Annotated in this window: 20 protein-coding genes; 6 read left to right on the top strand and 14 right to left on the bottom strand. The window is 64.7% G+C overall.

Annotation, left to right across the window (positions count from 1 at the left end; translation table 11 throughout):
- Nucleotides 1–22: 22 nt before the first annotated feature.
- Entirely contained in the window at nt 23–1,000 is a 978-nt protein-coding gene (locus tag AC56LH_RS02875) for a ferritin-like domain-containing protein (RefSeq protein WP_499576403.1), read from the bottom strand.
- Nucleotides 1,001–1,258: 258 nt separating this feature from the next.
- On the opposite strand from AC56LH_RS02875, the gene AC56LH_RS02870 reads away from it, so the two are divergent.
- Both AC56LH_RS02870 and AC56LH_RS02865 read left to right on the top strand, forming a co-directional pair.
- Nucleotides 1,259–1,846 carry a sigma-70 family RNA polymerase sigma factor gene (locus AC56LH_RS02870; protein WP_499643885.1) on the top strand — a complete coding sequence of 196 codons (588 nt, stop codon included), beginning with the start codon at nt 1,259–1,261 and terminating at the stop codon, nt 1,844–1,846.
- Nucleotides 1,843–2,559: an anti-sigma factor gene (locus AC56LH_RS02865; RefSeq protein WP_499643883.1), complete on the top strand. Its 717-nt coding sequence runs from the start codon at nt 1,843–1,845 to the stop codon at nt 2,557–2,559. Before AC56LH_RS02870 ends, AC56LH_RS02865 begins: the two co-directional genes overlap by 4 nt.
- A gap of 33 nt (nt 2,560–2,592) precedes the next feature.
- On the opposite strand, the gene AC56LH_RS02860 is transcribed toward AC56LH_RS02865, so the two are convergent.
- Nucleotides 2,593–3,471 (bottom strand): SMP-30/gluconolactonase/LRE family protein, encoded by an 879-nt coding sequence (locus AC56LH_RS02860; RefSeq protein WP_499643881.1) that lies wholly within the window; start codon nt 3,469–3,471, stop codon nt 2,593–2,595.
- Nucleotides 3,471–4,523, bottom strand: a complete 1,053-nt coding sequence (locus AC56LH_RS02855; protein ID WP_499643879.1) for an aldose epimerase family protein — start codon at nt 4,521–4,523, stop codon at nt 3,471–3,473. Before AC56LH_RS02855 ends, AC56LH_RS02860 begins: the two co-directional genes overlap by 1 nt.
- A gap of 555 nt (nt 4,524–5,078) precedes the next feature.
- Between AC56LH_RS02855 and AC56LH_RS02850 the strand changes: the two genes are divergently transcribed.
- The gene (locus tag AC56LH_RS02850) at nt 5,079–6,101 is read left to right on the top strand and encodes a porin (RefSeq protein WP_499643877.1); all 1,023 of its coding nucleotides are present in this window, start codon (nt 5,079–5,081) and stop codon (nt 6,099–6,101) included.
- 424 nt (nt 6,102–6,525) lie between these two features.
- Here the strand turns inward: AC56LH_RS02850 and AC56LH_RS02845 are convergent, their stop codons facing one another.
- The 3 genes from AC56LH_RS02845 to AC56LH_RS02835 form a co-directional block, all read right to left on the bottom strand.
- Nucleotides 6,526–8,253 (bottom strand): methyl-accepting chemotaxis protein, encoded by a 1,728-nt coding sequence (locus AC56LH_RS02845; RefSeq protein ID WP_499643875.1) that lies wholly within the window; start codon nt 8,251–8,253, stop codon nt 6,526–6,528.
- 26 nt (nt 8,254–8,279) lie between these two features.
- A complete protein-coding gene (locus tag AC56LH_RS02840) occupies nt 8,280–8,750 on the bottom strand; it encodes a chemotaxis protein CheW (RefSeq protein WP_499643873.1) in 471 nt (156 codons plus the stop codon).
- A 247-nt stretch (nt 8,751–8,997) separates the two neighbouring features.
- Complete coding sequence (locus AC56LH_RS02835) at nt 8,998–10,746, bottom strand: methyl-accepting chemotaxis protein (protein WP_499648361.1); 1,749 nt, start codon at nt 10,744–10,746, stop codon at nt 8,998–9,000.
- Between the two features lie 155 nt (nt 10,747–10,901).
- On the opposite strand from AC56LH_RS02835, the gene AC56LH_RS02830 reads away from it, so the two are divergent.
- Nucleotides 10,902–11,543 carry a GNAT family N-acetyltransferase gene (locus AC56LH_RS02830; protein WP_499643871.1) on the top strand — a complete coding sequence of 214 codons (642 nt, stop codon included), beginning with the start codon at nt 10,902–10,904 and terminating at the stop codon, nt 11,541–11,543.
- Nucleotides 11,544–11,701: 158 nt separating this feature from the next.
- The gene (locus AC56LH_RS02825) at nt 11,702–14,212 is read left to right on the top strand and encodes a hybrid sensor histidine kinase/response regulator (RefSeq protein ID WP_499643869.1); all 2,511 of its coding nucleotides are present in this window, start codon (nt 11,702–11,704) and stop codon (nt 14,210–14,212) included.
- Nucleotides 14,213–14,228: 16 nt separating this feature from the next.
- Here AC56LH_RS02825 and AC56LH_RS02820 read toward each other — a convergent pair whose 3' ends face one another.
- Entirely contained in the window at nt 14,229–15,866 is a 1,638-nt protein-coding gene (locus tag AC56LH_RS02820) for a M28 family peptidase (protein WP_499643867.1), read from the bottom strand.
- Between the two features lie 137 nt (nt 15,867–16,003).
- Between AC56LH_RS02820 and AC56LH_RS02815 the strand changes: the two genes are divergently transcribed.
- A complete protein-coding gene (locus tag AC56LH_RS02815) occupies nt 16,004–16,414 on the top strand; it encodes a putative quinol monooxygenase (RefSeq protein WP_499643865.1) in 411 nt (136 codons plus the stop codon).
- A gap of 447 nt (nt 16,415–16,861) precedes the next feature.
- Here the strand turns inward: AC56LH_RS02815 and kdpE are convergent, their stop codons facing one another.
- The 7 genes from kdpE to AC56LH_RS02780 all read right to left on the bottom strand — a co-directional run bounded on the left by kdpE (nt 16,862) and on the right by AC56LH_RS02780 (nt 25,834).
- Nucleotides 16,862–17,554: a two-component system response regulator KdpE gene (gene kdpE, locus AC56LH_RS02810; RefSeq protein WP_499643863.1), complete on the bottom strand. Its 693-nt coding sequence runs from the start codon at nt 17,552–17,554 to the stop codon at nt 16,862–16,864.
- Nucleotides 17,547–20,270 carry a two-component system sensor histidine kinase KdpD gene (gene kdpD, locus AC56LH_RS02805; RefSeq protein ID WP_499643861.1) on the bottom strand — a complete coding sequence of 908 codons (2,724 nt, stop codon included), beginning with the start codon at nt 20,268–20,270 and terminating at the stop codon, nt 17,547–17,549. Before kdpD ends, kdpE begins: the two co-directional genes overlap by 8 nt.
- A gap of 3 nt (nt 20,271–20,273) precedes the next feature.
- On the bottom strand, nt 20,274–20,891 hold the full coding sequence (kdpC, locus tag AC56LH_RS02800; RefSeq protein WP_499643859.1) for a potassium-transporting ATPase subunit KdpC: 618 nt from the start codon (nt 20,889–20,891) through the stop codon (nt 20,274–20,276).
- Nucleotides 20,892–20,899: 8 nt separating this feature from the next.
- Nucleotides 20,900–22,999, bottom strand: coding sequence for a potassium-transporting ATPase subunit KdpB (gene kdpB, locus AC56LH_RS02795; protein WP_499643857.1), 2,100 nt, complete (start codon nt 22,997–22,999; stop codon nt 20,900–20,902).
- Nucleotides 23,000–23,013: 14 nt separating this feature from the next.
- A complete protein-coding gene (gene kdpA / locus AC56LH_RS02790; protein ID WP_499643856.1) occupies nt 23,014–24,813 on the bottom strand; it encodes a potassium-transporting ATPase subunit KdpA in 1,800 nt (599 codons plus the stop codon).
- Nucleotides 24,813–24,902: a potassium-transporting ATPase subunit F gene (locus tag AC56LH_RS02785; RefSeq protein ID WP_183549701.1), complete on the bottom strand. Its 90-nt coding sequence runs from the start codon at nt 24,900–24,902 to the stop codon at nt 24,813–24,815. Before AC56LH_RS02785 ends, kdpA begins: the two co-directional genes overlap by 1 nt.
- 131 nt (nt 24,903–25,033) lie before the next feature.
- On the bottom strand, nt 25,034–25,834 hold the full coding sequence (locus AC56LH_RS02780; protein WP_499643854.1) for a TorF family putative porin: 801 nt from the start codon (nt 25,832–25,834) through the stop codon (nt 25,034–25,036).
- Nucleotides 25,835–25,984: the final 150 nt, after the last annotated feature.

Raw genomic sequence — 25,984 nt, 5'->3', positions numbered from 1 at the left:
GCATCGCCGTTACTGCCAGCAATCAGACGTAGGCGGAGCTCATGTTGAGCACGCCATTGGCGCCACGCGGGAAGAAGCCGCCCATCGTGACCGATTCCTTGGTCAGATACACGATATTGAGCACGTCGCCCGGCGTGCGGCTGAACGCGATGCCGTCCTTGTCGAGCGGGACGATGTTCGACACGCTGCTGTCGGTCGCATTGACGATGCCCTGATCGACATCGGTCGAGCCGTCCAGGCTGTCGCGCGCGTTCGAGATTGCCGTGGCCGCGGTGCGCAGCGACGGTGCCGACAAGCCTTTCGTATACAACACGGTGCGCACGATGCCCGCGTGGTACGCCTCGGCTGCCAGGATGCCGGCTGCCGCTTCCAGGAACGTCTTGTTCGTGATCAGCGGCGAGGCGCCCTTGTACGCGGTCACACCGACGTCCTCGAAAATGAACGCGCCCAGCAGAAAGTTTTCATCGCTGGCATACGGATCGAACGCGACGCCCGGACCCACCAAACCGGCCGCGCGGGCAGCATTCGAGAACGCGCCGTTCGGATCGGTGCCGCCGATGTCGATGGCCGGCTGGGCCACGGCTGCCGTACCGAGCGCTGCGCGCAGGAAGCCCACGTGCGCGATTTCATCCTGCGCGATTTCCTTGGCGTATTGCGCGACCAGCGGATCCTTGAATGCGACTGCGCGCCCGCCCGTGACGGCGCCTTGCGTGCCGGTGCCGGTTGTCAGGTTCGCTGCCAGACCGGTGCCGAACACCGCGTACGAATAGAACTGCGCTTCGAGGTACTCGAGGTTCAGCGCAAAGTTGAGGATGTCGATATCGGTCGGCTGCGCTGCCTGCGCAATGGCGTCCTTGACCGAGCCGCCGCAGGCGGACAGGAAGGTACCGCCCACCATACCGACGCTGATCCCTCCCACGTTCTTGAAGAACGAGCGGCGCTTTTCCAGCTTTTCCTTGCGTGAGTCGAGCAGTGCCAATGTCACATTCGTGTCTGTCATGGTGAGTCTCCGGTTGATGCGATCGAGTAAATGGGCTGGCGTCTGCTCGGGTATGTCAGCCAGGAAACCTGGTTGCCACCGCTGATGCAGCGCGTATAGCTTGTACTGACGCACGATTGAATCGGTTTCAACTATTTAAAAAAATGTAAGAAATAGTGTCGACACCGTCTGCCGCCCCACCCGTGCGAGCACGCGCGGGGCGATATGATATTGTCAATACCACCAGATAGTTCACTCACACAACGTCCAAGGATGGCAGTGCCAGATACCCTTCATCCCGATCCCGAACAGCTGGCAATCTGGCTGCACGGCACAGCACAAAGTGACGCGGCGGCCTTTCGCGCGTTGTACGACGCCATTTCGCCGAAACTGTTCGGCTACGCGCTGCGTATATTAGGCAAGCGCGAACTGGCTGAGGAAGCCCTGCAGGACGGGTTTGTGGCAATCTGGAACGGCGCTGCCGGTTACCAGCGCCACCTGGCCGCGCCCATGACGTGGATGACGACGATCGTGCGCAATAAATCGCTCGATCTGCTGCGCCGCTGCGCTCACGACCTCGACATCGACGGCCCCGTCTTCGATGCCGAGATCATGGCGGCCCTGCAGGATCCGCGCGCGACGCCGATCGACGCGCTGCTCATCAGCCATGATGCGAAGGCGCTGGCCTACTGCATGTCGTTGCTCGAAGGGGCGCACCGGCAAGTCGTTGGTCTGGCCTTTTTCCATGACCTGTCGCACAGCGAGGTGGCGCAGCAGATGGCGATACCGATCGGTACCGTCAAGACCTGGATCCGCCGCAGCCTGGAGCGACTCAAGACCTGCCTGGTTAAAGGCGAACGAGCATGAATATCCGCAACAATCCGCAACTGTGCGACAAGCTGGCGGCCGAATATGTCCTCGGCACGCTCAGGGGCGGCGCGCGCCGGCGTTTCGAACGCTATCTGCGCGACGACGCGACCCTGCAGCGCATGACCGCCGAATGGCAGGAGCGCCTGATGCCGATGGCTGAATTCACGGGTGCGCAGACACCCGGCGCCCAAGTGTGGCGCGCGATCGAGCGCCGCCTTGGCCTGGGGCAAGCCCAACCACGTGCGCACGCGGCCTGGCAGTTCTGGCGTACCGAGTCGCTGACGTTCTGGCGTTCGCTGAGCCTGGCGTCACTGGCCGCGACGCTGCTGATGGTGGGCGTGCTGCGTTCGACGCTGGTCGAGGCGCCGCAGATCGACCTTGTCGCCACGCTGATCGATGATAAGGCACGCACAGCGCTGCTGCTGACCGCCGACAGCGAGCGCCGCGTGTTCACGGCGCGGCTGGTCGAGAATGCGCCGGTTGCGGCCGACAAGTCGCTGCAATTGTGGGCGGTTCCCAAGAATGGTGCGCCCCGTTCGCTTGGCGTGATTCCGGCGCAAGGCGCCATCGAGCTGCCCCTGACCGGCAGCGCAATTGGCGACGACATCGCCACGCTGGCGGTGTCGCTCGAACCGCGCGGCGGCTCGCCGGGCGCCGGTGGGCCGACCGGGCCGATTCTTTACAAGGGTAACTGGGTGCGGATGCTGTAGTTCGGGCCATGTGCCGGGCCCGGCCCGACCCGGTCAGGCATGCAGGAAGCGCGCCTCGGGCAGACCACGCACATCCAGCGCCTGTGCGAACACGGCTCCAGATGACGGCGCAGCGGCGCGTTCGCTGTCCGTCATGCCCACGTGGGCGCTGGTCACGAACAGCGTCGCAAGATCAGGGCCGCCGAACGCCGGGCAGCTTGGTTGCGGCGCAGCGAGCGGCACGGTGCGATCGAGCCGGCCATCGGGCGCGAAGCGCGCGACGATGCCGGCGCCCCAGCGCGCGCTCCACAGGTAGCCATCGGCATCGATCGTGGCACCATCCGGCTCGCCTTTCACGGCATCGGCTGCGACGAACGTGTGCACCCGCCCTACTTCGGCACTGCACGGGTTGTAGTCGGCGTACAGGATCGCCTTCTGGGCCGAGTCGGCGAAATACATGCGGCGCCCGTCCGGACTGAAGCAGATGCTGTTGGCGATCGCGGCATTGGGCAATGGCAAGCGCTCGAGCGAGAGGTCAAGGTTCAGGCGATAGAAGCCGCCCAGCGCGTGCTTTGGCTGTTCGGCCTGGTTGAACATGCCGAACACGAAGCGGCCCTGACGGTCACAGCGGCCGTCGTTCAGGCGCGTGGACGGGATCCCGGCTTCGACGTCGCAGATGCGCGTGACCTTGCCACTCGAGAAGGTAAAGAACGCGAGGCCCGACGCCAGCCCCAGTAGCAGGCGGTCATCGCTCCCGGTCAGCGCTAAGCAGCACAGGCGTTCGGGCATCGGCCAGCTGATCGTGCGGCCGGTGGCCGGCGTGTACGACCACAGGACGGCAGCGGGAATATCGGTCCACAGCAGGCGGCCGATGCGCTCGCACCACAGCACGCATTCGCCCAACTCGTGCCGGGTGTCGGTCAGCACCTGCATCACGCTGCCTCGGTCAGAAAGCGAAAGCGCGACTCGGTGGCGTAGACCTCGCCCGGGCGCAGGATCACGTTCGGGAACTGCGGCTGGTTCGGCGAATCGGGAAAGTGCTGCGGCTCCAGGCACAAGCCGCTGCGGTGCCCGTAGTTGCGGCCCTTGCCGTTCAGCGAACCGTCGAGGAAGTTCCCGCTGTAGAACTGCACGCCGGGTTCCTGCGTCCACAATTCCAGCACCCGCCCCGAGACGGGTTCGCTCACGCGCGCGGCCCGTGTCAACGCGCCGCCTTCAGCTTTATTCAGGACAAAGTTATGGTCGTAGCCGCTGCCGTGGCGCAGTTGCTCGTCAGGTTGCCCGAGCCGCTCGCCGATGGGGCGCGGCTGGCGGAAATCGAACGGCGTACCGGTGACCGGCGCCAGTTCGCCCGTTGGAATCGATCCGCTGTCGATCGCCACGAAGCGGTCGGCATCGATGGTCAGGCAGTGCGCCAGGATGTCGCCCTTGCCGGCCAGGTTGAAGTAGCTGTGCTGCGTCAGGTTGACCGGCGTGGCCTTGTCGGTCACGGCGTGGAAGCGCACCACCAGTTCATTGGCATCCGTGAGTGTATAGACCACGGTGACATCGAGGTTGCCCGGATAGCCCATCTCGCCGTCGACGCTGCGGTAGACCAGGCGCAGGCTGTCGCCGTCGATCATTGCCTGCCACAGGACGCGGTCGAAACCACCGGGGCCGCCGTGCAGGTGATTGTTGCCATTGTTGACGGGCAGTTGCACCTGCAGGCCGTCGAGCGTGAATTGTCCTTTGGCGATGCGGTTGCCATAGCGACCGATGAGCGCGCCGAAATACGGACTGTCGCTGCAATAGGGGCCGATCGTGTCGAAACCCAGCACCACGTCCGCCAGCCTGCCATCGCGGTCCGGTACGTGCAGTTCGGTGATGACACCGCCGAAGTCGATGATCCTGGCCACCATGCCACGGGCGTTGGTGAGCGTGAACTGGGTGACGGTTTCGCCCCCGGGCAATTGGCCGAATGGCGCTTGCGTGATACCGGTTTGCACGTTGATGTGATCCTTGATAGACAGAGGTTGGCCGACGACGCCGAGATCGTAGCATGCACGCATGACTGGCTGTGCCGACGTGATTCATGCGCGTTGATCAGGCAAACGGTCAGCATTCATCTTTAATCGTGTGCGGGCATCAGAATCCGTCATGCACTACTGCGGTGCAAAAAACAGACGACGTCCACGATGCCAGGCTGCCGGAAACCGCTTTCGCGCACCCGGCTTTCCCGCTGCACCGCCGCGCTGAAACGGCATGCGTGCACCGTTATTGCGCATTGCAGCAGCCGTCAAGGCCGAAAATGTGGCGTCTCTGCAACGGCTTGAATTGATTTTCAGCAATATTTTTCAATGATCCCGGTGCACATTTGCGCCGCCGAACGGGCCGCCGAAACCCGCGATTCTCCTATGAGAAGCCGGTTGAATTGGCTTGCGGCCGGTGTCGATTCCGGCCGCCGTCGCGCCGATTTGTGTTGGGCGAACCCGGTGACAGATGTCCGTCGGGCATGTCATGATTACTAGGCTATTTCACAAACAAACACTGGAGATTCATCCATGAAGCACAAAATTCTTGCCATCGCCCTCGTGTCGGCACTGCCACTCGTCGCCCAAGCCCAAACCAGCGTCACCATGTACGGTATGGTCGATGCGTCGATCGGCGTTGAAAACAACGATGCGCCTGGCGAGAGCAGCCGCACCGTCGTGTCGTCGGGTACCCAATCGGCCAGCCGCATCGGCTTCCGCGGTACCGAAGACCTGGGCAATGGTCTGAAGGCACTGTTCAACATCGAAGCCGCTGTTGCCGTCGATACCGGCGCAACCGATTCGAACATGTTCCAGCGCCGCGCTGTCGTGGGCCTGCAAGGCGCCTTCGGTACCGTGACCGTCGGTCGTGAATACGGCCCGATCGCTGCAGTTGCTGCTGCATCGGACACCCTGGGCCAGGGCTTCTACGGTTCGAACCTGGCTGCCTTCGGCACCAACCGCCTGACCCGTCGCCTGTCGAACTCGGTCAACTACCAGAGCAATGCTCTGAGCGGCTTCACCCTGCGCGCAGCCTACGGCGCCGGCGAGCGTAGCATCGACCCGTCGGGCGACGTGACCGGCGTTGCGCTGGAATACGCAAACGCTGGCCTGTACATCGGCGCTGGTTACCAGAACGTCGAGCGCCTGACCACCGGCGACGACAAAGAGTACAACGCAGGTATCGGCTACAAGTTCGGCGACTTCGAAGTGCGCGCTGGCTACATGGCTGCTGACCCAGAAACCGGCGTCCTGCCAAGCGCCAAGTACGAGCAGAAAAACGCCGGCGTGTCGTACGGCTTCGGCGCCAACCGCGTCTTCCTGAACTACCAGCAGCAAGAACTGGCAACCGGCGCAGAAGGCAAGGCAGTCACCGTTGCCTACAGCTACACCCTGTCGAAGCGCACCAACGTGTACGCTTCGTACGCAAAACTGCGTAACAACAACAACGGCGTGTTCTCGCTGACCTCGCCATCGGGCACCATCGCCCTGCCAGCGACGGCCTTCGGTTCGGACCCACAGGTCTACAACGTCGGCGTGCGTCACTCGTTCTAAGCGACGCTGTATCGTATCGGGCGCAGGTCGCCTGATTCGCGACGGATATAAAAACGGCAGACCGCAGGGTCTGCCGTTTTTTTACGTCCGCGGTTTGCCAGTTGGCGCTGTCAACGTTAAATAGGGGATGCACTGGACTCACCGGTTAGCGTAGCGGTTTCAGCCCGGATGCGTGGCGTACGGCGTCATGGTGTGATGGAATCACCAGCCCGCAGAGTCCCTGGGCGACAGGACCAAGGGACCACGGGATCACGAACTCACCGGAGCACGCTGCAATGGGGTCATGGGGTCATGCCAATAACCTCATCTATAGCCAACGATAACAGCTGAGGTAACGTTCAGACCACGCAACAAAAAAACGGCAAGCCCTGCGGCTTGCCGTTTTTCCATCGCCCGTCATCCGGGCATGCAGGTTCAACGTGGCTTAAAACGTTTCCCACTCGTCCGCAGCAACAGGCGCCTTGGCGTGTGCCTTTGCCGGCGCTGGCGCTGGCGTCGGCGTTGACGCCGGTTTTGCATGGGCAATGGCAACCTTCTTCACTGCCGGCGCCGGTTTTGCACGCACCACACCGACATCCGCCGGCGGCGCATCGGCCATCTGCCCGGCATCGATCCGGAACACGGCCACTGCCGCCGCCAGCATCGCCGCCTGATCCTGCATCGAGGCCGACGCCGCCGCCGCTTCCTCGACCAGCGCCGCGTTCTGCTGTGTGCCCTCGTCCATCTGCGCCACCGCCTGGTTGATCTGCTCGATGCCTGCGGTCTGCTCGACGCTGGCTGCGCTGATCTCGGTCATGATGTCGGTCACGCGCCGGACGCTCTCGACAATCTCCTGCATCGTGGCGCCCGCTCGCGCTACCAGCTTGCTGCCGTCGGCAACCTTGCTGCCCGAGTCGCCGATCAGGGTCTTGATTTCCTTGGCGGCGGCCGCCGAACGCTGCGCCAGATTGCGCACTTCGCTGGCCACGACGGCAAACCCGCGGCCCTGCTCGCCCGCACGGGCCGCTTCCACCGCCGCATTGAGCGCCAGGATATTGGTCTGGAACGCGATGCTGTCGATGACGCCGATGATGTCGCTGATCTTGCTCGACGATGCGTTGATCTGGTCCATCGTATCGACCACCTGGTGAATCACTTCACCGCCGCGCGCGGCCACGTTCGACGCGGTCTCGGCCAGCTTGTTGGCCTGGCGCGCATTGTCGGCGTTCTGCTTGACGGTCGACGTCAGTTCTTCCATCGACGACGCGGTTTCTTCCAGCGCCCCGGCCTGCTGCTCGGTGCGGCCCGACAGATCCTGGCTGCCCGCCGCCACCTGGCTGGCAGCAACTGCGATGGTATCGGTGCTGATCCGCACCGCGCCCACTGTGCGCGCCAGGTTTTCGTTCATGGTCTTGAGCGCTTGCAGCAGCTGGCCGGTTTCGTCGTGGGTGGTGACGTCGATGCGGCTGGTCAGGTCGCCGGCGGCGACGGTGTTGGCCACTTCCAGCGCGCGGCGTACCGGCACCGTGATCGAACGCGTGATCAAGGTGGCCACCAGCGCCGCGAATGCCAGCGCCAGGCCGCCCAAGGCCCAGGTCTGCCACATCGTGCTGTCGTAGGTTGCTGCGGCGCTCGCTGCGGCTTTCGCGGCCAGGTCTTTTTGCAGGGCCAGTTCGGCGCCAGTGGCCTCCTTGAGCTTGGCCAGGCGCGGGCGCAATTCGTTGGTCAGGTAAGTTTTGGCCGGTTCTTCCTGCCCCGCATTGATCAGGGCGAGCAATTCCCCGACACCGGTCAGGTAGCTGGTGCTCGCGCCCTGCATGGTGCGCAGAATGGCCAGCTCCTCGGGATGATTCGCCAGCACCGGTTCGATCTCGGTCAGCGTGGCAGTGATTGTCGTACGTGCCTTGCCGATGGCGTCCACCTGCTTCTGGCGGTCGGTCGGCTCGGCGTTGAGCATCATGTTGCGCAGCGCGATGGCAATGACGTTGATCTGGCCTTCGAGGCGGTTGCTCATCTCGATCGCCGGGATCCTGTGCTCGACCAGATCCTTGGTGCCATTGTTCACGCGCAGCAGCGACGCATTGCTCATGATGATCATCGCAACGAGCATGACGCCGACGATGCCGAAACCGAGGGACAGGCGTGATGCGATATTCAGATTGCTGAGTTTCATGGGGATGCTTCTTTCTACGCAAGCGTTCAGGCGGCCAGCGGCAGCGACGGCACGAGGCCGAGTTCGTCGGATTGCATCAGGGCGTCGATATCGAGCAGGATCAGCATGCGTTCGCCGACCGTGCCAAGGCCACGCAGGTAACCGGCATCGAGCGAGCCCATGGCGGGTGCCGGCCGGATCTGGTCCGCTTCGAGGGTGACGACCTCGGAGACGCTGTCGACCACCATGCCGATCACGTGCTGCCCGATGTTCAGAATGATCACGACCGTCAGGCTGTCATACGAAGGAGTGGCAAAGCCGAACTTGATGCGCATGTCGACCACCGGTACGATCCGCCCGCGCAGATTGATGACGCCCTTCAGAAAATCCGGCGCATTGGCCAGACGCGTCGGCGCCTCGTAGCCGCGAATTTCCTGCACGTTGAGGATGCTGATACCGTACTCTTCCTTGCCGAGGCGGAAAGAGAGCACTTCGTGATCGTTGACTGCTTGTTCCATGAGATTACTTTCAAGGCCGTTAGTTTGTGTGATATTTCTTTTCGGCAAGAAGAGTAAGTTCTAATGCGGACCATAACGATGCATGCACGCTAACGAAACGGCAAAGCCAGCGGTATCGCAATGAATCCTGGACGATGCGCACGTTTTTATCGGCACATGTGTTGGTTGACGGTATAAAAAAAACGGCAAGCCGCAGCTTGCCGTTGTCGATGTCGATGCCGTTCCAGCAGGCGAACTCAGACCGGACTCAGAACTCTTCCCAATCCCCGGCTGCGACCGGTGCTGCGACAGACGCCGCTTCCGGCCTGGCTTGTGCCTTAGGTGATGCGATTGCCTTGCGCGGCGCAGGCGCCGGTTTCACGACCGGGGCTGGTGCCGGGACAGGCACGGTCGGCACTGCCGGCGCTGGCGCACTCGCTTCCGCTGCCGCCGATGCACCCTGCATCTGTTCCCCGTCAATCTGGAATACCGCCACTGCCTGCGCCAGCCGCGCCGCCTGCTCGCGCATCGAGGTCGCCGCCGCTGCCGCTTCTTCGACCAGCGCCGCATTCTGCTGCGTGCCCTCGTCCATCTGCGTCACGGCCTGATTGATCTGCTCGATGCCGGCAGTCTGCTCCAGGCTCGCTGCGCTGATCTCGGTCATGATATCGGTCACGCTGCGCACGCTGTCGACGATCTCGCGCATGGTCTGGCCGGCCTGCGCCACCAGCTTGCCACCATCGGCAACCTTGCCGCTCGAATCCTGAATCAAGCCCTTGATCTCGCGCGCCGCCGCCGCCGAGCGCTGCGCCAGGTTGCGCACTTCGCCCGCCACGACGGCAAAACCCCTGCCCTGCTCGCCAGCGCGCGCCGCTTCAACCGCTGCATTCAGAGCCAGGATATTGGTCTGGAATGCGATACCGTCGATGACGCCGATGATGTCGGTGATCTTGTTCGACGACGCGTTGATCCCGTCCATGGTGCCCACCACCTGCGCGATCACATCGCCGCCGCGCGATGCAACCGTCGAGGCCAGACCCGCCATCACATTGGCCTGGCGCGCGTTGTCCGCGTTCTGACGGACGGTCGCCGTCAGCTGCTCCATCGACGACGCGGCTTCTTCCAGCGCTGCGGCCTGCTGTTCGGTGCGGATCGACAGGTCATGGCTGCCCGCCGCCACTTCGGCCGCCGCCACCGCGATCGTGTCCGTTCCCACGCGCACGGTCCCGACGGTGCGCGCCAGGTTTTCGTTCATGGTCTTGAGGGCCTGCAGCAGCTGGCCGGTTTCGTCACGCGTGGTGACCTCGATGCGGCTGGTCAGATCGCCGGCAGCGACCGTGTTGGCCACGTTCAGCGCCCGCGCCAGCGGCCGCGTGATCGAGCGCGTGATGGTCCAGCCCGCCAGAACCGACAGCAGCAAGGCCACGCCGCCCAGGCCCCACATCAGCAGACTCGTGTTGCGATAGGTGGTGGCCGCGTTGCGCGCGGCCTCGTTCGCGATCGCGACCTGCAGCGCGGTCTGGTCGGCCGTTGCCCGCTTCAGGCGCATCAGCAGCGGGCCCAGGTCTTCACTCAGCAACGCGCGCGCCTCGTCGACTTCTTCCGCCTCGAGGTGCTTGATCATCGCGTCCTGGCCGGCCTTGTAGAGCGCGGTCTCCTTTTCCATCTGGGCGAGCAGCTCGATCGCTTTCGGGTTGTGCAGCGACGCCCGCAGCTTGACCAAAATACCGTCCATTGCAGCGCGCGCGGCCATGATGTCCTTCACCTGACGCCGGTGGTCGGAGCCGCTCTCGCTGAGGATCATGTTGCGCAGCGAGATGGCAATATCGTTGATCCGGTCCTGCATCTGGGTGGTCAGCGCAATGCGCGGCATGCGCCCGTTGACGATCTCGTCGGTGCCAGCATTGGTGCGGGCCAGCATCGCATTGCTCAATACGATCATCACGACCAGCATGATGCAGATCAGGCCAAAGCCCAGTGCCAGCCGTTTGCCGATATTCAGATGTGCCAGCGCCATGCCGGATCGCTTGTTGTTTGGTCCTGTCATGGTCATCCTTGTGCAGCGCCACGCGCTGAAAATAGTTACCCTAAGAGAACATTACAAGCGACTTTTAGTCGTGTCGATAGATCGTTGTCAATACTGGAAAATAAAACTTGGTTTAGGTCGAAACTATGGCGCGCTCGCAACAGGTGACCCAGGCTTTCCCTGCCGTCATGGTCGCCTTGGCACACAATATGCTTGAACTAAAAGGACCTTCATCCACCATCAGTTCCGGGAGTTTTATGATCATCCGCAGACTCGATCCACGCACCATCGCCCAATCCATGCCGTCCCTGGGCACGCTGCTGCTCGATGCCGTCGCCGATGGCCACTCGCTGGGATTCGTCAACGGCCTTGACCAGGATCAGCTCGACGCGTATTGGCAAGGCGTCGCGGAAGAAGTAGGTATGGGGCGACGCGTACTATTGGCAGCAGAGCGTGAAGGTGTGCTGCTCGGCAGTATCCAGCTGGAACTATGCACAAAGCCGAATGGCCACAACCGCGCCGAAGTACAACAGTTGCTCGTACACTGCACCGCACGACGCAGCGGTATCGGGATGGCGCTCATGCAAGCTCTGGAAATCGAAGCACTGGCGCTGCGCCGCGGCTTGCTGTTTCTGGATGCCGCGGTGGGTTCCGCTGCCGAGCAACTGGTGCAGCAGAGTGGCTACGAACGGGTTGGCGCGTTGCCCGAGTACGCCTGTACGCCGAATGGTCGCTGGCACGCGACGGCAATTTATTACAAGACCCTTTTTACACGCAACCGACGCTGACCGACACCTCCCGCTGCCAGCCAGCTCAAGGAATGTGTGCGCCACCTGTTTGTGGCGTAGAATTCGCCGGGTTGAACGTTCTGGAAAGCAATGTGACTGGCATATCGTCGACCATCCCCCGCAGACCCCTGCGGGCTTACTTGCTCTGGCTTGTCCTGGTGACACTGTTGCCGGGCGTGGTCGGCGCATCGCTCCTGTTCGTCCATCAGTACCAGAAAAGCCGCGCCCAATTCGAGCGCAACACGATGCAGACCGTGCGCGCGCTCGTGCACACGGTCGACAGCAAGCTGCTGCAGGCGCAGGCCGTCGCCCAGACCCTGTCGACGCTCGACGCGCTCCAGGAACGGGATTTCGCGCGCGTGCACCGCCAGGCGCGCGCAGCGCTGCAACTGGCCGGCGACGGCATGACCGCCGTGCTGCGCGAGCGCAGCGGTCAGCAGATTCTCAATACCGCCGTGGCCTACGGCGAACGGCTTCCGACCGAAACGTCCGACTCGCTGGAACAGGTGTTCACCAGCGGTCGGCCGGCCATCTCACGTGTTTTCATTGGCAAGGTCGTCGGCCAGCCCATCGTGAGCGTCGACGTGCCGGTGCTGATCGATGGCACCGTGGCCTACGTCCTGAGCATCGGCGTGCGGCCCGACTACTTCGACGACATGCTCACGCCCAAATCGGTATCGGAAGGCGCGCGTGCGTCGGTCCTCGACGCCGGTGGCACCATCTTCGCGCGCAACCTGAGTCCCGAACGCTTCGTCGGCAACCGCGTCACCGCTCCGTTGTTCCATGCCATCGAGCGCAAGCGCGAAGGCATCGTGCGCTCCGTATCGCAGGAAGGAACCGCCCAGCTTACCTTCTACTCGGGCTCCGAAACCACCGGCTGGCACGTTGCGATTGGCATACCACGCGCGAACCTGAACCAGGTGCTGTTCGAGCCGCTGGCCGCACTCCTGACCGGCGTGCTGCTGCTGTTTGCCATCGGCCTGTGGCTGGCCTGGCAGATCGGCGGACGTCTCGCGCGTTCGGTCCAGGCCCTGACCGAACCGGCGGTGGCGCTGGGCAAAGGCGAGACGCCGCCCCGCTTCACGCAGGTGCACGTCAAGGAAGCGGCCGAAGTGGCCGAGGCCATCGGCGCCGCATCGAACCTGCTCGGTGAACGCGCGCAGGCCCTGGCGATCAAGGAAGCCGAACTGCGCGACGCGCACCGCATGGCGCGCTTTGGCACCTGGCACATGCAGCTGCAGGGCGGCGCCCTGATCACGTCCGAATCGGTGCCGCATATCTATGGGCGCGAGCTGCCGCCGTTCGACGAACAGCGCGGCGCGGTGCTGCCCGAGGAATCGTGGCAGCGCGCCAATGCCCTGATCCGCGAGCTGCAACGTACCGGCGGCAGCGGCAGGCTGCAACTGCAGGTGCTGCACGCCCACGGCCACCGGATCTGGATCGATTTGCATTGCGAGGCGGTGCAGGACAGCGACGGAAACGTCTTGGCGCTGCGCGGCACCATCCAGGACGTGACCGACCGGGTCAATGCCGAAGAAGCGCTGCGCCAGGCCGACCAGCGCAAGAACGAATTCCTGGCAATGCTCGCGCATGAACTGCGCAATCCGCTGGCGCCGATCGCGTCCGGCGCGCAGCTGCTGGGGCATGACACACTCGACCCGGCGCGCACGCGCCAGATCAGCGGGATCATCGCGCGCCAGGCGCGGCACATGGCGGGTCTGGTGGACGATCTGCTGGACGTCTCGCGCGTGACGCGCGGCCTGGTGACACTGGCGAAAACCCGCATCGATGTCAACGACGTGCTGACCGAAGCGCTGGAGCAGGTCCAGGAGCCGCTACGCCAGAAGGGCCACACGCTGGAATCGTCACTGCTGACGGCGCCGGCCTGGGTGATGGGCGACCGCAAGCGCCTGGTGCAGGTGGTGGGCAACCTCCTGCACAACGCGGTCAAGTTCACACCCGCCGGCGGCAAGCTGCGGGTCGCGCTCGAACTGGACCCGTCGCGGCTACGCATCGTGGTGGCCGACAATGGCATCGGCATGCTGCCCGAAGAACTGGACCGCGCATTCGAGATGTTCGTGCAGGGCGAACGCACGCCGGACCGCACGCAGGGCGGCCTTGGCATCGGGCTCGCGCTGGTGCGCAGCCTGGTGCAGCTGCACGGCGGCAGCGTGCGGGTAGAGAGCGCCGGTCAGGGCCAGGGCAGCAGCTTCATCGTGACGCTGCCGCGCAGCGCGGATCAACGGGCAGGCAGCGGCGATACCAGCGCGCCTGCAGCCACGGTGGCGCATCAGCTCAAGGTACTGGTGGTGGACGACAATGTCGACGCGGCGCAGGTACTGGCGATGTACGTCAGCGCTGCCGGGCATGAGGTGGCCGTCGAACACGATCCGTTCGATGCCCTGGTGCGCGCCGCACAGTTCGTGCCCGACGCCTGCCTGCTCGACATCGGCCTGCCAGGCATGGATGGCCACGAACTGGCGCGCCGCCTGCGCGCAGCTCCGGCGACAGCGCACGCGTTGCTGGTCGCTGTTACCGGCTATGGCCAGTCGCAGGACCGCGATGCCAGCAGCCAGGCAGGGTTTGACCACCACCTGGTCAAACCGGTCGACATGGCCAACCTGGATCGCATCCTGACAGCGGCGAGTAGCGCCGCCGCTGCCGTGTGAGTGCTGGCGACGGAATCTACTTGCGCTTGACGCTGCCGAACGCTTCGCCCTTCTTCCAGGTCGGCATGCCAGGTGCGTTGGCGACCGCGTAACCCAGGTTGAGCGTGAACTGGGCCTGCTGCACCATGCCGGACAAATCCCACTCCGGGCGGTAGGCATCGCTGACCTGGTGGTAGTGGTCCTTGAAGCCCTTGATGTTGGTGCTGGATTCGTTCTGGTGCTGCTCAAACTCGAAGTGGCCATCGCCCGAGAACACGGCCGAACCGACGTTAAACGCCGGCACGCCCGCCTTGGCGAACGCGAAGTGGTCGGCGCGGAAGTAAGCACCCGACATGTCCGGCGAGCTTGGCGCGATCTTCAGGCCCATCGACTTGGCCACCTGGGTCGAAGTCTCGAGCAGGCTGCTGCGCTCCGCGCCGGCGACACCGATATCGCGCGTGCGGCCGACGAAGTTCAGGCTGTCGAGATTGAGGTCGGCAGCCGTTTGCGCCAGCGGCCATACCGGTTTGGCGACATACGCGGCTGCGCCCAGCAGGCCCTGCTCTTCGGCGGCGGGCCACAAGAAAATCTGCGTGCGCTTGGCCGGCTTCTTGACCGCTTCGTCCGCCATCACCAGCAGCGCTGCGGTGCCCGATGCGTTATCGATCGCGCCGTTGTAGATGCGGTCGGCCTTCGGATCGTCGCCGGCCTTCAGTTCGGCCATGCCCATGTGGTCCCAGTGCGACGAATACACGACAGCCTGCTCTTTCAGCTTGGCGTCGGTGCCGGGCACGATGCCGATCACGTTGAACTGCTCGACCGGCCGGATCGCCGAGCGCAATTCGACATGCCCCGCCACCTTCAGGTCGACCGGACGAAAATCACGGCGCTCGGCCTGTGCGCGCAGCTTGTCGAGGTCATGGCCGCCGGCGGCGAACAGCTCGCGCGCCGTGTCTTCGTGCAGCCAGCCTTCCATTGGATTGCCCGGACCCTTGAGGCCGAAGCGCTCGTTGCCGAAGCCATTGGCCGGCACGCTCCACGGATAAGAGCTCGATGGCGTCGTGTGGATCAACAGGACACCGGCGGCGCCGCGGCGCGCGGCTTCCTCGAATTTGTAGACCCAGCGGCCATACCAGGTGTAGGCCTTGCCGGCAAAGCGGTTGGGCTCTTCGGCGGTGGGCTGGGGATCGTCGACCATCATGACGAGGATCTTGCCCTTGGCGTCGAGGCCCTTGTAGTCGTCCCATTGTTCTTCGGGCGCTGCGGCGCCGTAGCCGACGAAGACCAGGGGCGCGTCGAACGACAGATTCTCGTTGCCGCTCTTGGTGCCCATGACGATGCCCTTGCCAAGCGCCGGCTTGAAGGTCTTGCCGCCGGCGGTGAAGGTGGCGCTGCCACTGAGAAGTTTGCTGCCCTCGATCTCGACCTTCTGGCGATAGCCGCCGCCGGGGATGGGCTTCAGGCCAATCAGCGCGGCCTGGGTTTCCAGATAGCGCACGGCCAGGTCGCCGCCGCGCTGGCCGGTGCCGCGGCCCTCGAGCAGATCGTCGGCAAGGAACGACAGATGGGCGCGCAGTGCGGTCTCGGACACGGCGGCCGGTTGCTGCGCATGCGCAGCCTGGGAGACGGAGAAAATGCAGGCGCTGACGGCCAGGGCAAGAGGATGAAGTCGCATCGAGGCTTTCGTGACAGGATGATGGAAAAGCCATCTTAACCCGACCTGCATCGAATACGCCAAGACGCCCGTTTGTGCTTGGCGGCACCAGGGGCCACACCTATACTTATCGAGGACAAATCCACGCAAGGACAGGCATGACCGTATCCCGCCGCAAAATGCTGGGGGCGCTGGCAGCATTGCCGCTAACCCAGACCCGCGCCGCCGCACTCCCCGTCACCACCACCACGATGAAAGAGACACCCCGCATGTACGGTCTGATCGGAAAAATGCTCGCCACGCAGGGCCAACGCGACGCCCTCATCGCCATCCTGCTGGAAGGCACCACCGCCATGCCCGGCTGCCTGGCCTACATCATCGCCAAGGACAAGCAGGACGCCGACGCCATCTGGATCACCGAAACCTGGGACACGCAAGACAATCACAAGGCCTCACTGGCCCTCCCGTCAGTCCAAGCCGCCATCAAACAAGCCCGCCCCCTGATCGCCGGCTTCGGCGAACGCTTCGAAACCGAACCCGTCGGCGGCCAAGGCCTCCCCAACAATTAGGGTCAGAGTAGATTTATTGGGCTATTACCCAAAGTTGTCAAACAATTCGACTCTGACCCTAATTTATTCTTGCAGAAACTCTTGCAAATTAATTAGGGTCAGAGTCGAATTATTGAGCAATTGATCGCCACTTTTCGATCGTTTGATTCCTGGATTCACTGAATTGAATTCGCTGCGCATTTAAATGATTCGAGGATCTTTCTTTCTCGCCTTAGAATCCAACATCGCAAGATAATTGGTGTTCAATAGGAATAATCAATTAGGGTCAGAGTAGATTTATTGGGCAATTACCGAATGTTGTCAAACAATTCGACTCTGACCCTAATTTAGATTTTCGGAAAGAGTTGCAAAACAATTAGGGTCAGAGTCGAATTAACTGGCAACTTTGAAAATTGCTTTTTAATTCTACTCTGACCCTAATTTATTTAACATTGATTTGGGGGACTTTTAGCCGAGCCAGAGGCGGTAGCCGACGCCGGTTTCGGTGAGGAGGTGGCGGGGTTGGGTGGGGTCGGGTTCGAGTTTGTGGCGGAGGTGGCCCATGTAGATGCGCAGGTAGTGGCCGCTTTCGGCGTGGCCGGGGCCCCAGACGGCGCGCAGCAGTTGGGGGGCAGTCATCACGCGGCCGGCGTTGCTGACCAGGACGGCGAGCAGGCGGTATTCGGTAGGCGTCAAGTGGACGTGTTCGCCGTTTCTCGTGACCACACGGTCTTGCAGGTCGACTGAGACGTCGCTAAAGTGCGTTTTGTTGTCGCCGCCGGAGGCCGGTTGGCGCTGGCGGCGCAGCGTGGCGCGCACGCGTGCGAGCAGTTCGCCGGTGCCGAACGGTTTTGTCAGGTAGTCGTCGGCACCGGCGTCGAGGGCGCGGATTTTCTCGCCTTCGGCCACGCGCGCCGATAGCACGATGATCGGCACCGCCGACCATTTGCGCACATCGTGGATGAAGTCGATGCCGTCGCCGTCCGGCAGGCCCAGGTCGAGCACGATCAGGTCGGGGCGGCGCGTGCCGGCATCGATCAGGCCGCGCGCCATGCTCACCGATTCGTGCACCTGCCAGCCTTCCTGTTCGAGCGCGGCGCGCACGAAACGGCGGATCTGCGGCTCGTCCTCCACCAGCAGTGCGCAGGGCGCGTCAAGCATCGTTTGTCTCCATCGACAGCAAGTCCAGTTCAGGGGGGCTGCCGGCTGGCAGCGAGAACACGAAGCCGGCGCCGCCCAGGGTTGATGTGCAGGCGCGGATCATGCCGCCATGCGCACCAATGATCGCGCGGCAGATCGCCAGGCCCAGGCCCACGCCGGGCAGCGCCGATTCGCGTTCGCCGCGGGTGAATTTCTCGAAGATCGCTTCTTCGCTGCCGGCGCGCAGGCCAGGCCCGTCGTCGCTCACCGTGACGTCGATCCAGGCCCCGCGCGCCAGCGCGGAGATCTCGATGCGCGAGCCGGCCGGGGTGTATTTTGCGGCATTTTCAACGAGGTTGCACAGCACGCGTTCGATCAGCACGGCGTCGAAACGCACCAGCGGCATATCGGGCGGCAGGCGCACCGTCACCGTGTGCTGACGCAGCGCCGCGCCGCACGCGCGCAGTGCGCTGCCGATGACTTCTTCGAGCGCCTGCCATTCCAGGTTGAAGCGCACTTCCCCGCTTTCGATGCGCGCCATGTCCAGCAGGTTCGTCACCAATGTCCCCATGCGTACCGCTTCGTCGTAGAGCGCCTGGGCCAGGGCCTGCGATGTATCGGGCAACGCTGGCTCACCGCGCAGCAGCGATTCGGACAAGCCCACTAGCGCCGTGAGCGGCGTGCGCAGATCGTGCGACAGCGCCGCCAGCAGCGAATTGCGCAGCCGCTCCGATTCCATGTTCACCAACGCAGCCTGCGCCACTTCGACGTAGTGCACGCGCTCGAGCGCGATTGCGGCCAGCGCCGCCAAGGCATCGAGCTGGCGCCGCTGCTCGGGAATCAGGACCCAGCGCCCGCCTTCCGGCTCGATCGCCAGCACGCCGCGCGTGCGCATCGGCGCCACCAGCGGCAGGTAGAACAACGGGCAGGCCGGCAGCGTGTCCGTGCCCAGGCCCGCCGGTTGCGCGTGGTCGTACGCCCACTGGGCGATACCCAGGTCGACGTTGCCGGGCGCCGGTCCGGTCGCAGCGCCATCGTCAGCCGCTGGCATGCCGAGCCGCTCATCGGCATCGGGCACCAGCAGCGTAGCGCGCGCGCCGAAGGCATTCTGGATCACCGCGCGGCTCGACTCGAACACCTGCGACGCCGCCAGCGCGCCGGACAACTCGCGCGCGAATTCATACAGCGCGCGCACGCGTCGCTCGCGCTGGGCTGCCACGCGCGCCTGGAAACGCAGGCCGGCCGTCAGGTGTCCGGTGATCAGGCCCACGGCCAGCATCACGCAAAACGTGACGAGGTACTGCACGTCGCTTACCGCGAAATCGAAACGCGGCGGTACGAAGAAGAAATCGAAGCTGGCCACGCCGATGCAGGTGGCGGTGACCGATGGCGCGCGCCCGAAGCGCATGGCCACGAGCAGCACCACCAGCAGGAACAGCATGACGATATTGGCCAGATCGAGCCATGGCTGCAGCGGCGTGGCCACCAGCACCGTGAGCAGGCTCGCGCCCGCAGCCCACGCGTGCGGCAGCAACGACTGGCACGGCTCCACCGCTGGAGACGCAGCCGCCACAGTGCTATTGACCGCAGCAGGCGGCACGGCCGGCTGCCCGATCTCGATCAGATCCACACCCGGCGCGAGCCGCGCGAGCCGCCGCGCCGTGCGCCGGCGCCACGGCCAGCGCGAACCATCCCGGCCCAGCGCAATGCGCGACAGGTTATGGTCGCGCGCGTAATCGAGCGTGCTGGCCGCGATGTCCTCGCCCGACAGGACGGCCGTGGTGGCGCCCAGGCTGTGCGCGAGCTTGAGCGTGTCCATGATGCGCGCCCGCGCGATCTCGGGCAGCTTGCCCAGGCGCGCCGTCTCGACATACACCGCATGCCAGCCCGTCCCCAGTTGCGACGCCATGCGCGCGCTGCTGCGCACGACGTGTTCGGCGTGCGTTCCCGGCCCGAGGCACACCAGCAGGCCGGCGCCGGTCTTCCAGATCGCGTCGATCGATTGCGCTTCGCGCCAGGCGCGCACGTCGCCTTCAACGCGGTCGGCCGTGCGCCGAAGCGCCAGTTCGCGCAGCGCGATCAGGTTGCCTTTTTTGAAGAAATTACCGGCAGCGCGCTCGGCCTGCTGCGGCTGATACACCTTGCCCTCTTTCAGCCGTGCCAGCAGCGCATCGGCCGTCAGGTCGACCATCACGATTTCATCGGCGCTGTCGAACACGCGATCGGGCACCGTCTCGGCCACGCGGATGCCGGCGATGCCGCCCACCACATCGTTCAGGCTCTCCAGGTGCTGGACGTTGACGGTGGTGAGCACGTCGATGCCGGCAGCCAGCAATTCTTCGACGTCTTGCCAGCGTTTGGGATGGCGCGAACCGGGCGCGTTCGAATGCGCCAGTTCGTCGACCAGGATGACGCCGGGCGCACGCGCCAGCGCGGCGTCGAGGTCGAATTCGTCAAGCGTCTTGCCGCGATAATCGATGCGCCGCCGCGGCAGCAGTTCGAGCCCGTCGAGCAGGCGCGCTGTCTCGGTACGCCCGTGGGTTTCGATCACGCCCACCAGCGGCGCGGCGCCATCGCGCTGCAGCTTGCGCGCCTCTTGCAGCATGGCGTAGGTCTTGCCCACGCCGGCCGAGGCGCCAAAATAGATGCGCAGGCGCCCGCGCGCGGCGCGCCGGTCCTGCTCGCGCAGTTGCGCAAGCAGTGCGTCGGGGTCGGGTCGCTGGTCGTCGTGCGGCATGGTCTAGCGAGTATGCCCGCTTTCGGCGCCGCTGGCCACGCTGGCCACGCCGGCTGCCTGGTCCAGCGCCAGGTTCAGCGCCAGCACGTTGACGCGCGGCGCACCTGGCAAGCCAGGCAGCGGTAGCTCGGTGTGCCGTTCGATCAGCGCGCCGACCCGTTCGACCGGCATGGCGCGCGCACGCGCCACCCGCGCCGCCTGGTACTGCGCGCCCGCCACGCTGATCTCGGGATCGAGACCGCTGGCCGACGCCGTCACCAGGTCGACCGGCACGCTCGCCGTGTTGGACGGGTCGAGTGCGCGCAGCGCCGCGACGCGGCCCTTGACCGCTTCCTGCAGGGCCGGATTGAGCGGGCCCTGGTTCGAGCCGCCCGAGCCGCCGCCGTTATTGGCCATCGGACCGGTGGCCGATGGCCGGCCCCAGAAGTAGCCCGGCGCAGTGAACGACTGGCCGATCAGCGCCGAGCCGACCGTCTTGCCGTCCCGTTCCACCAGGCTGCCATTGGCCTGGATGGGGAACGCCGCCTGGGCGATCCCGGTCACGGCCAGTGGATAGAACACGCCGCAGATCAGCGTGAGCACCGCGAACAGCACGAGTGCGGGGCGAAGAATCGATTGCATGAAAACTCCTAGGTCAGATTGAGCGCAGTGAGCGCCATGTCGATCAGCTTGATGCCGGCGAACGGCAGCAGCAGGCCGCCAAGGCCGTAGATCAGCATGTTCCGGCGCAGCAGGGCCGCCGCACCGATGGCGCGATAGCGCACGCCGCGCAGCGCCAGCGGGATCAGCACCACGATGATCAGGGCGTTGAAGATCACCGCCGACATGATGGCCGACGATGGACTGGTCAGCCCCATCACGTCCAGCGCCTTCAGCTCGGGATAGGTGGCGACGAACATGGCCGGCACGATCGCGAAGTACTTGGCGATGTCGTTCGAGATCGAGAACGTCGTCAGCGCACCACGCGTCATCAGCATCTGCTTGCCGATTTCGACGATCTCCAGCAGCTTGGTCGGATTCGAATCCAGGTCGACCATATTGCCGGCCTCCTTGGCCGCCTGCGTGCCCGAATTCATGGCCACCGCGACGTCGGCCTGCGCCAGCGCCGGCGCATCGTTGGTGCCGTCGCCCGTCATCGCCACCAGCTTGCCTTCGCTCTGATACCTGCGGATCAGCGCGAGCTTTTCTTCCGGCGTCGCTTCGGCAATGAAGTCATCGACCCCGGCTTCGGCCGCAATCGCTGCCGCCGTGAGCTTGTTGTCGCCGGTGACCATCACGGTCTTGACGCCCATGCGCCGCAGTTCGGCGAAGCGCTCGCGGATGCCGCCCTTGACGACGTCCTTCAGTTCGACCACGCCCATCACGCGGCTGCCATCGGCCACCACCAGCGGCGTGCTGCCCCGGCGCGACGCTTCGTCGACACTGCGTTCCACATCGCCAGGCCAGACCGCGCCGAGCGATTCCATATGACGGCGCAGCGCCGAAGCAGCGCCCTTGCGCAACTGCCGCTCGCCCAGGTCGACGCCACTCATGCGCGTCTGGGCCGTGAACGGCACAAAGACCGCGCCAAGCGATTCCATCGCCCGCTCGCGCAGATTGAAGCGGTTCTTGGCCAGCACCACGATGCTGCGGCCTTCCGGCGTCTCGTCGGCCAGCGAAGCCAGTTGCGCCACGTCGGCCAGTTCTTCTTCGGTGACACCGGGCGCCGGCAGGAAGGCGGACGCCTGGCGGTTACCGAACGTGATGGTGCCGGTCTTGTCCATCAGGAGCACGTCGACATCGCCAGCCGCTTCCACCGCGCGGCCCGACGTCGCAATCACGTTGGCCTGCAACATGCGGCTCATGCCGGCCACGCCGATGGCCGACAGCAAGCCGCCGATCGTCGTCGGGATCAGGCACACCAGGAGCGCGACCAGCGCAGTGAGCGTCACCGGCGAACCGCTGCCGGACGCCTGCACGGCAAACAGCGAGAACGGCAGCAGCGTCACCGTCACGACCAGGAACACGATCGTCAGCGCCACGAGCAGGATGGTCAGCGCGATCTCGTTCGGCGTCTTCTTGCGCGACGCGCCTTCGACCATGCCGATCATCCGGTCCAGGAACGTCTCGCCGGGATTCGCGCTCACCTGCACCACCAGCCAGTCCGACAGCACGCGGGTGCCGCCGGTGACCGAGCCGAAGTCGCCGCCCGATTCGCGGATCACGGGCGCCGATTCACCGGTAATGGCGCTTTCGTCGACCGAGGCCACGCCGTCGACCACTTCACCGTCCACGGGAATCACGTCCCCCGCTTCGACCAGGAAGAACATGCCCTTGCGCAGATCGCCCGACGGGCAGGCCTGCCATGGCTCGCCGTGTTTTGGCGCCTCGAGCTTTTTCGCCGTCACGGTCTGGCGCAGGTTGCGCAGCGATGCCGCCTGCGCCTTGCTGCGGCCCTCGGCCAGCGCTTCGGCAAAGTTCGCGAACAGCACTGTGAACCAGAGCCAGACGGCGGTGGCCAGGATGAAACCGGCGCTTGTTTCGCCATGCCCGGTCAGCGCCTGGAACCACAGCAGCGTGGTGATGATGCTGCCGATGTAGACGACGAACATCACTGGGCTGCGCACTTGCGTGCGTGGATGCAGCTTCTTGCAGGCGTCGAGCATCGCCGGCCAGACCAGCGCCCCGTCGAACAGATTCAGCGACTTGCGCGGCGCCTGGACTGGGGTTGCTTCAGTTGGGTTGATCACTGATTGATCCATTGTCATTCTCCGAACAATTGCAGGTGTTCGACCACGGGACCCAGCGCCAGCGCCGGGACGTAGTTGAGAACACCGACCAGTACGACGATCGCGGCCAGCATGGCGACGAACATCAGGCCATGGGTGGGCAAGGTGCCGGGTGTGGTGGGCAGGCGCTGGCGGCCAGCCAGGGAGCCGGCAATCGCCAGCACCGGCACGATCACGGCGAAGCGGCCGAACCACATCGCCACGGCCAACAGCGTGTTATAGAACGGCGTATTGGCCGACAAGCCCGCGAACGCGCTGCCGTTGTTGTTGGCGGCGGACGTCAGTGCGTAAAGGATTTCGGAGAAGCCGTGCGCGCCCGGATTGGCCACGCCGGCCGCGCCAAGACCGGTGGTGACGGCCAGCGCGGTACCCAGCAGGACCAGGCACGGCGTGACCAGGATGACGACGGCGACCATCTTCATCTCGAATGCGCCGATCTTCTTGCCCAGGTATTCCGGCGTGCGGCCGATCATCAGGCCGGCGATGAACACCGTCAGGATCGCGAACACCAGCATGCCGTACAGGCCCGAGCCCACGCCGCCGAAGATCACTTCACCGAACTGCATCATCACCATCGGCACCATGCCGCCCAGCGGCGTGAACGAGTCGTGCATGGCGTTGACGGCACCGCACGATGCGGCCGTGGTCACCACCGCGAACAGGCTCGATGCGGCGATGCCGAAGCGGGTCTCCTTGCCTTCCATATTGCCGCCCGACTGCAGGCTGCTTGCCGCCTGGTCGATGCCCAGTGGCGCCAGCAACGGATTGGCTTGCTGCTCGGCGGCGAAGGCCCCGATGGCCGCGATCACGAAGATCAGCGTCATCGTGCCCAGCACGGCCCAGCCCTGGCGGGCGTCGCCCACCATGCGGCCGAACGCGAAGCACAGCGCGGCCGGAATCAGGAAGATGGCGATCATCTGCGCAAAGTTCGACAGCGCGGTCGGGTTTTCAAACGGGTGCGCCGAGTTGGCGTTGAAGTAGCCACCGCCGTTCGTGCCGAGCATCTTGATGGCTTCCTGCGACGCGACGGGGCCCATCGGAATGACCTGCGTGTCGGCGCGCGTCTCGACCGCCGCCTGGCCGTCGCTGGCTGGCTGCGTGTAGGCGACCGGCTCGATCATCTGCGCTTCGGCATGCGGCGCAAGGCTTTGCACCACGCCCTGCCCCACCAGGAAGACGGCCAGGATCACGGACAGCGGCAGCAGCACGTACAGCGTCGAGCGCGTGACGTCGACCCAGAAATTGCCGATCGCGCCGGCCGAACGGGCAGCGAAGCCGCGGATCAGCGCGAACGCGACGGCGATGCCGGTGGCGGCCGAAAAGAAGTTCTGGCCGGCCAGGCCGACCATCTGGGTCAGGATGCTCATCGTCTGCTCGCCGCTGTAGCCTTGCCAGTTGGTGTTGGCGACGAAGCTGACGGCGGTGTTGAAGCTCGAATCGGGGCTCACATTCGCCATCCCTTCAGGATTGAGCGGGAGCCAGCCCTGCAGGCGCTGCAAGCCGTAGACAAACACCACGCCGACAGCATTGAAGGCGATCAGCGCCAGAGCATAGGCTTTCCAGGTCTGCGCGGTGCCGGCAGCAGGACCTGCGGCGCGCAGCAGCGCGCGCTCGATGCCGCCGAGCCAGCCCAGGCCGGACACGGCGCCCGGTGTGACGTCGGCGGCGCCGATGCGCGCCAGCAGTACGCCCAGCGGCCAGGCCAGCGCCAGCAGCACGACCAGAAACAGCGCGAGCAGCGGCAGGAACTGCGTCATCAGTTCATTGGTGGGCATCACATGTCCTCCGGTTTGAACAGGGCGATCAGGAGATAGACGAGGAGCGCGCAGGCGGCCAGGCCGCCAATCGCGTAGGAGAGATTCATTGCTTGCCTCCGAGGAGTCCGCAACCGCTCACCAGCAGGCAAGTCAGGCGGACGAAGACGAGGAGCGCGCCGATATAGATAAGATCCATGGACGTTCGCTTTCAGCGAGGTTGTTATTCTGGTGGTTGGATTCAGAAGGTACGGCTGAGGGTCAGCTGCAGCGCGTCGCGCCCCATGAACTTGCCGTTTCTTGGCGAGGCGTACGCGCTCTTGCTGGCGTTGGTGCCGACATACGCGACGGCCACCGTGGCCAGCGCGAAGCTGCGCGAGGCGCCGATCTTCCAGTCGGTGTAATCGGCTGCCGGGTTGTGGTCCACACGCTGGCGGCCGGCGTGCAGCAGCACCGTGACGCCATTGCCGGCGTCGAGACTGGCGCCGATGTCGAGGTAGCCGCTGCCGTCGCTGTCGACGAAGCCGAACAGGTTCGTGGTGGCGTGCGAATACTTGATGTAGGCCGGGCCGTAACCCAGTTGCGCATACACCTCGGTGGTGTTGGCATTGACGAAGCCGGCGACCTGGCCCAGGCCATTGTCCGGATACAGGTAGCGCAGCACGCCGACGTCGTACGTCAGACCCGAGGACAGGCCGACCGCGAGCTCGCCGCGCTTGCCCGCGTACAGGTCGATTTCGACGTCGCCGTCGCCCCCGGCGTCCTTCGCGAACTTGACGGTCGATGCCCACGCGCCGACATACCAGCCAGTGGCGTGGACGTAGTCAAGACCGCCCTGCAGCGCCGGTTGCAGGCGCGTCTGCGAAATGCCGCGGTAGCGGTAGTCCGACGTGATGGCGGCGTTGAAGGTGACGGGGGATGCGGCTGCGGAAGGTTCGGCCAGCGCGACGGTGTCGGTGGCCTGGGCCTGGGCCGCGCCACTGATGGCCAGCATGGCGGCTGCCGCCAGGGCGGCGCGCCGTGCTTGAATCGATGCGTTCATGGTGTCTGCTCGTGGTTGTGTTGGAACCCATGCGGCGCACGATGGCGCCGCATGGAACACGAGCAGGTTAGCGATTCAGGCGTAAAAACCGGGTATAAAGCGCAGCCCCCGGTGTATACGTGATGTAAACGTGACTGTTAACGCAGTGGC

The organism is Telluria sp. LT1R51-2 (genome assembly GCF_059685775.1).
This window is presented reverse-complemented; position numbering and strand designations above follow the sequence as displayed.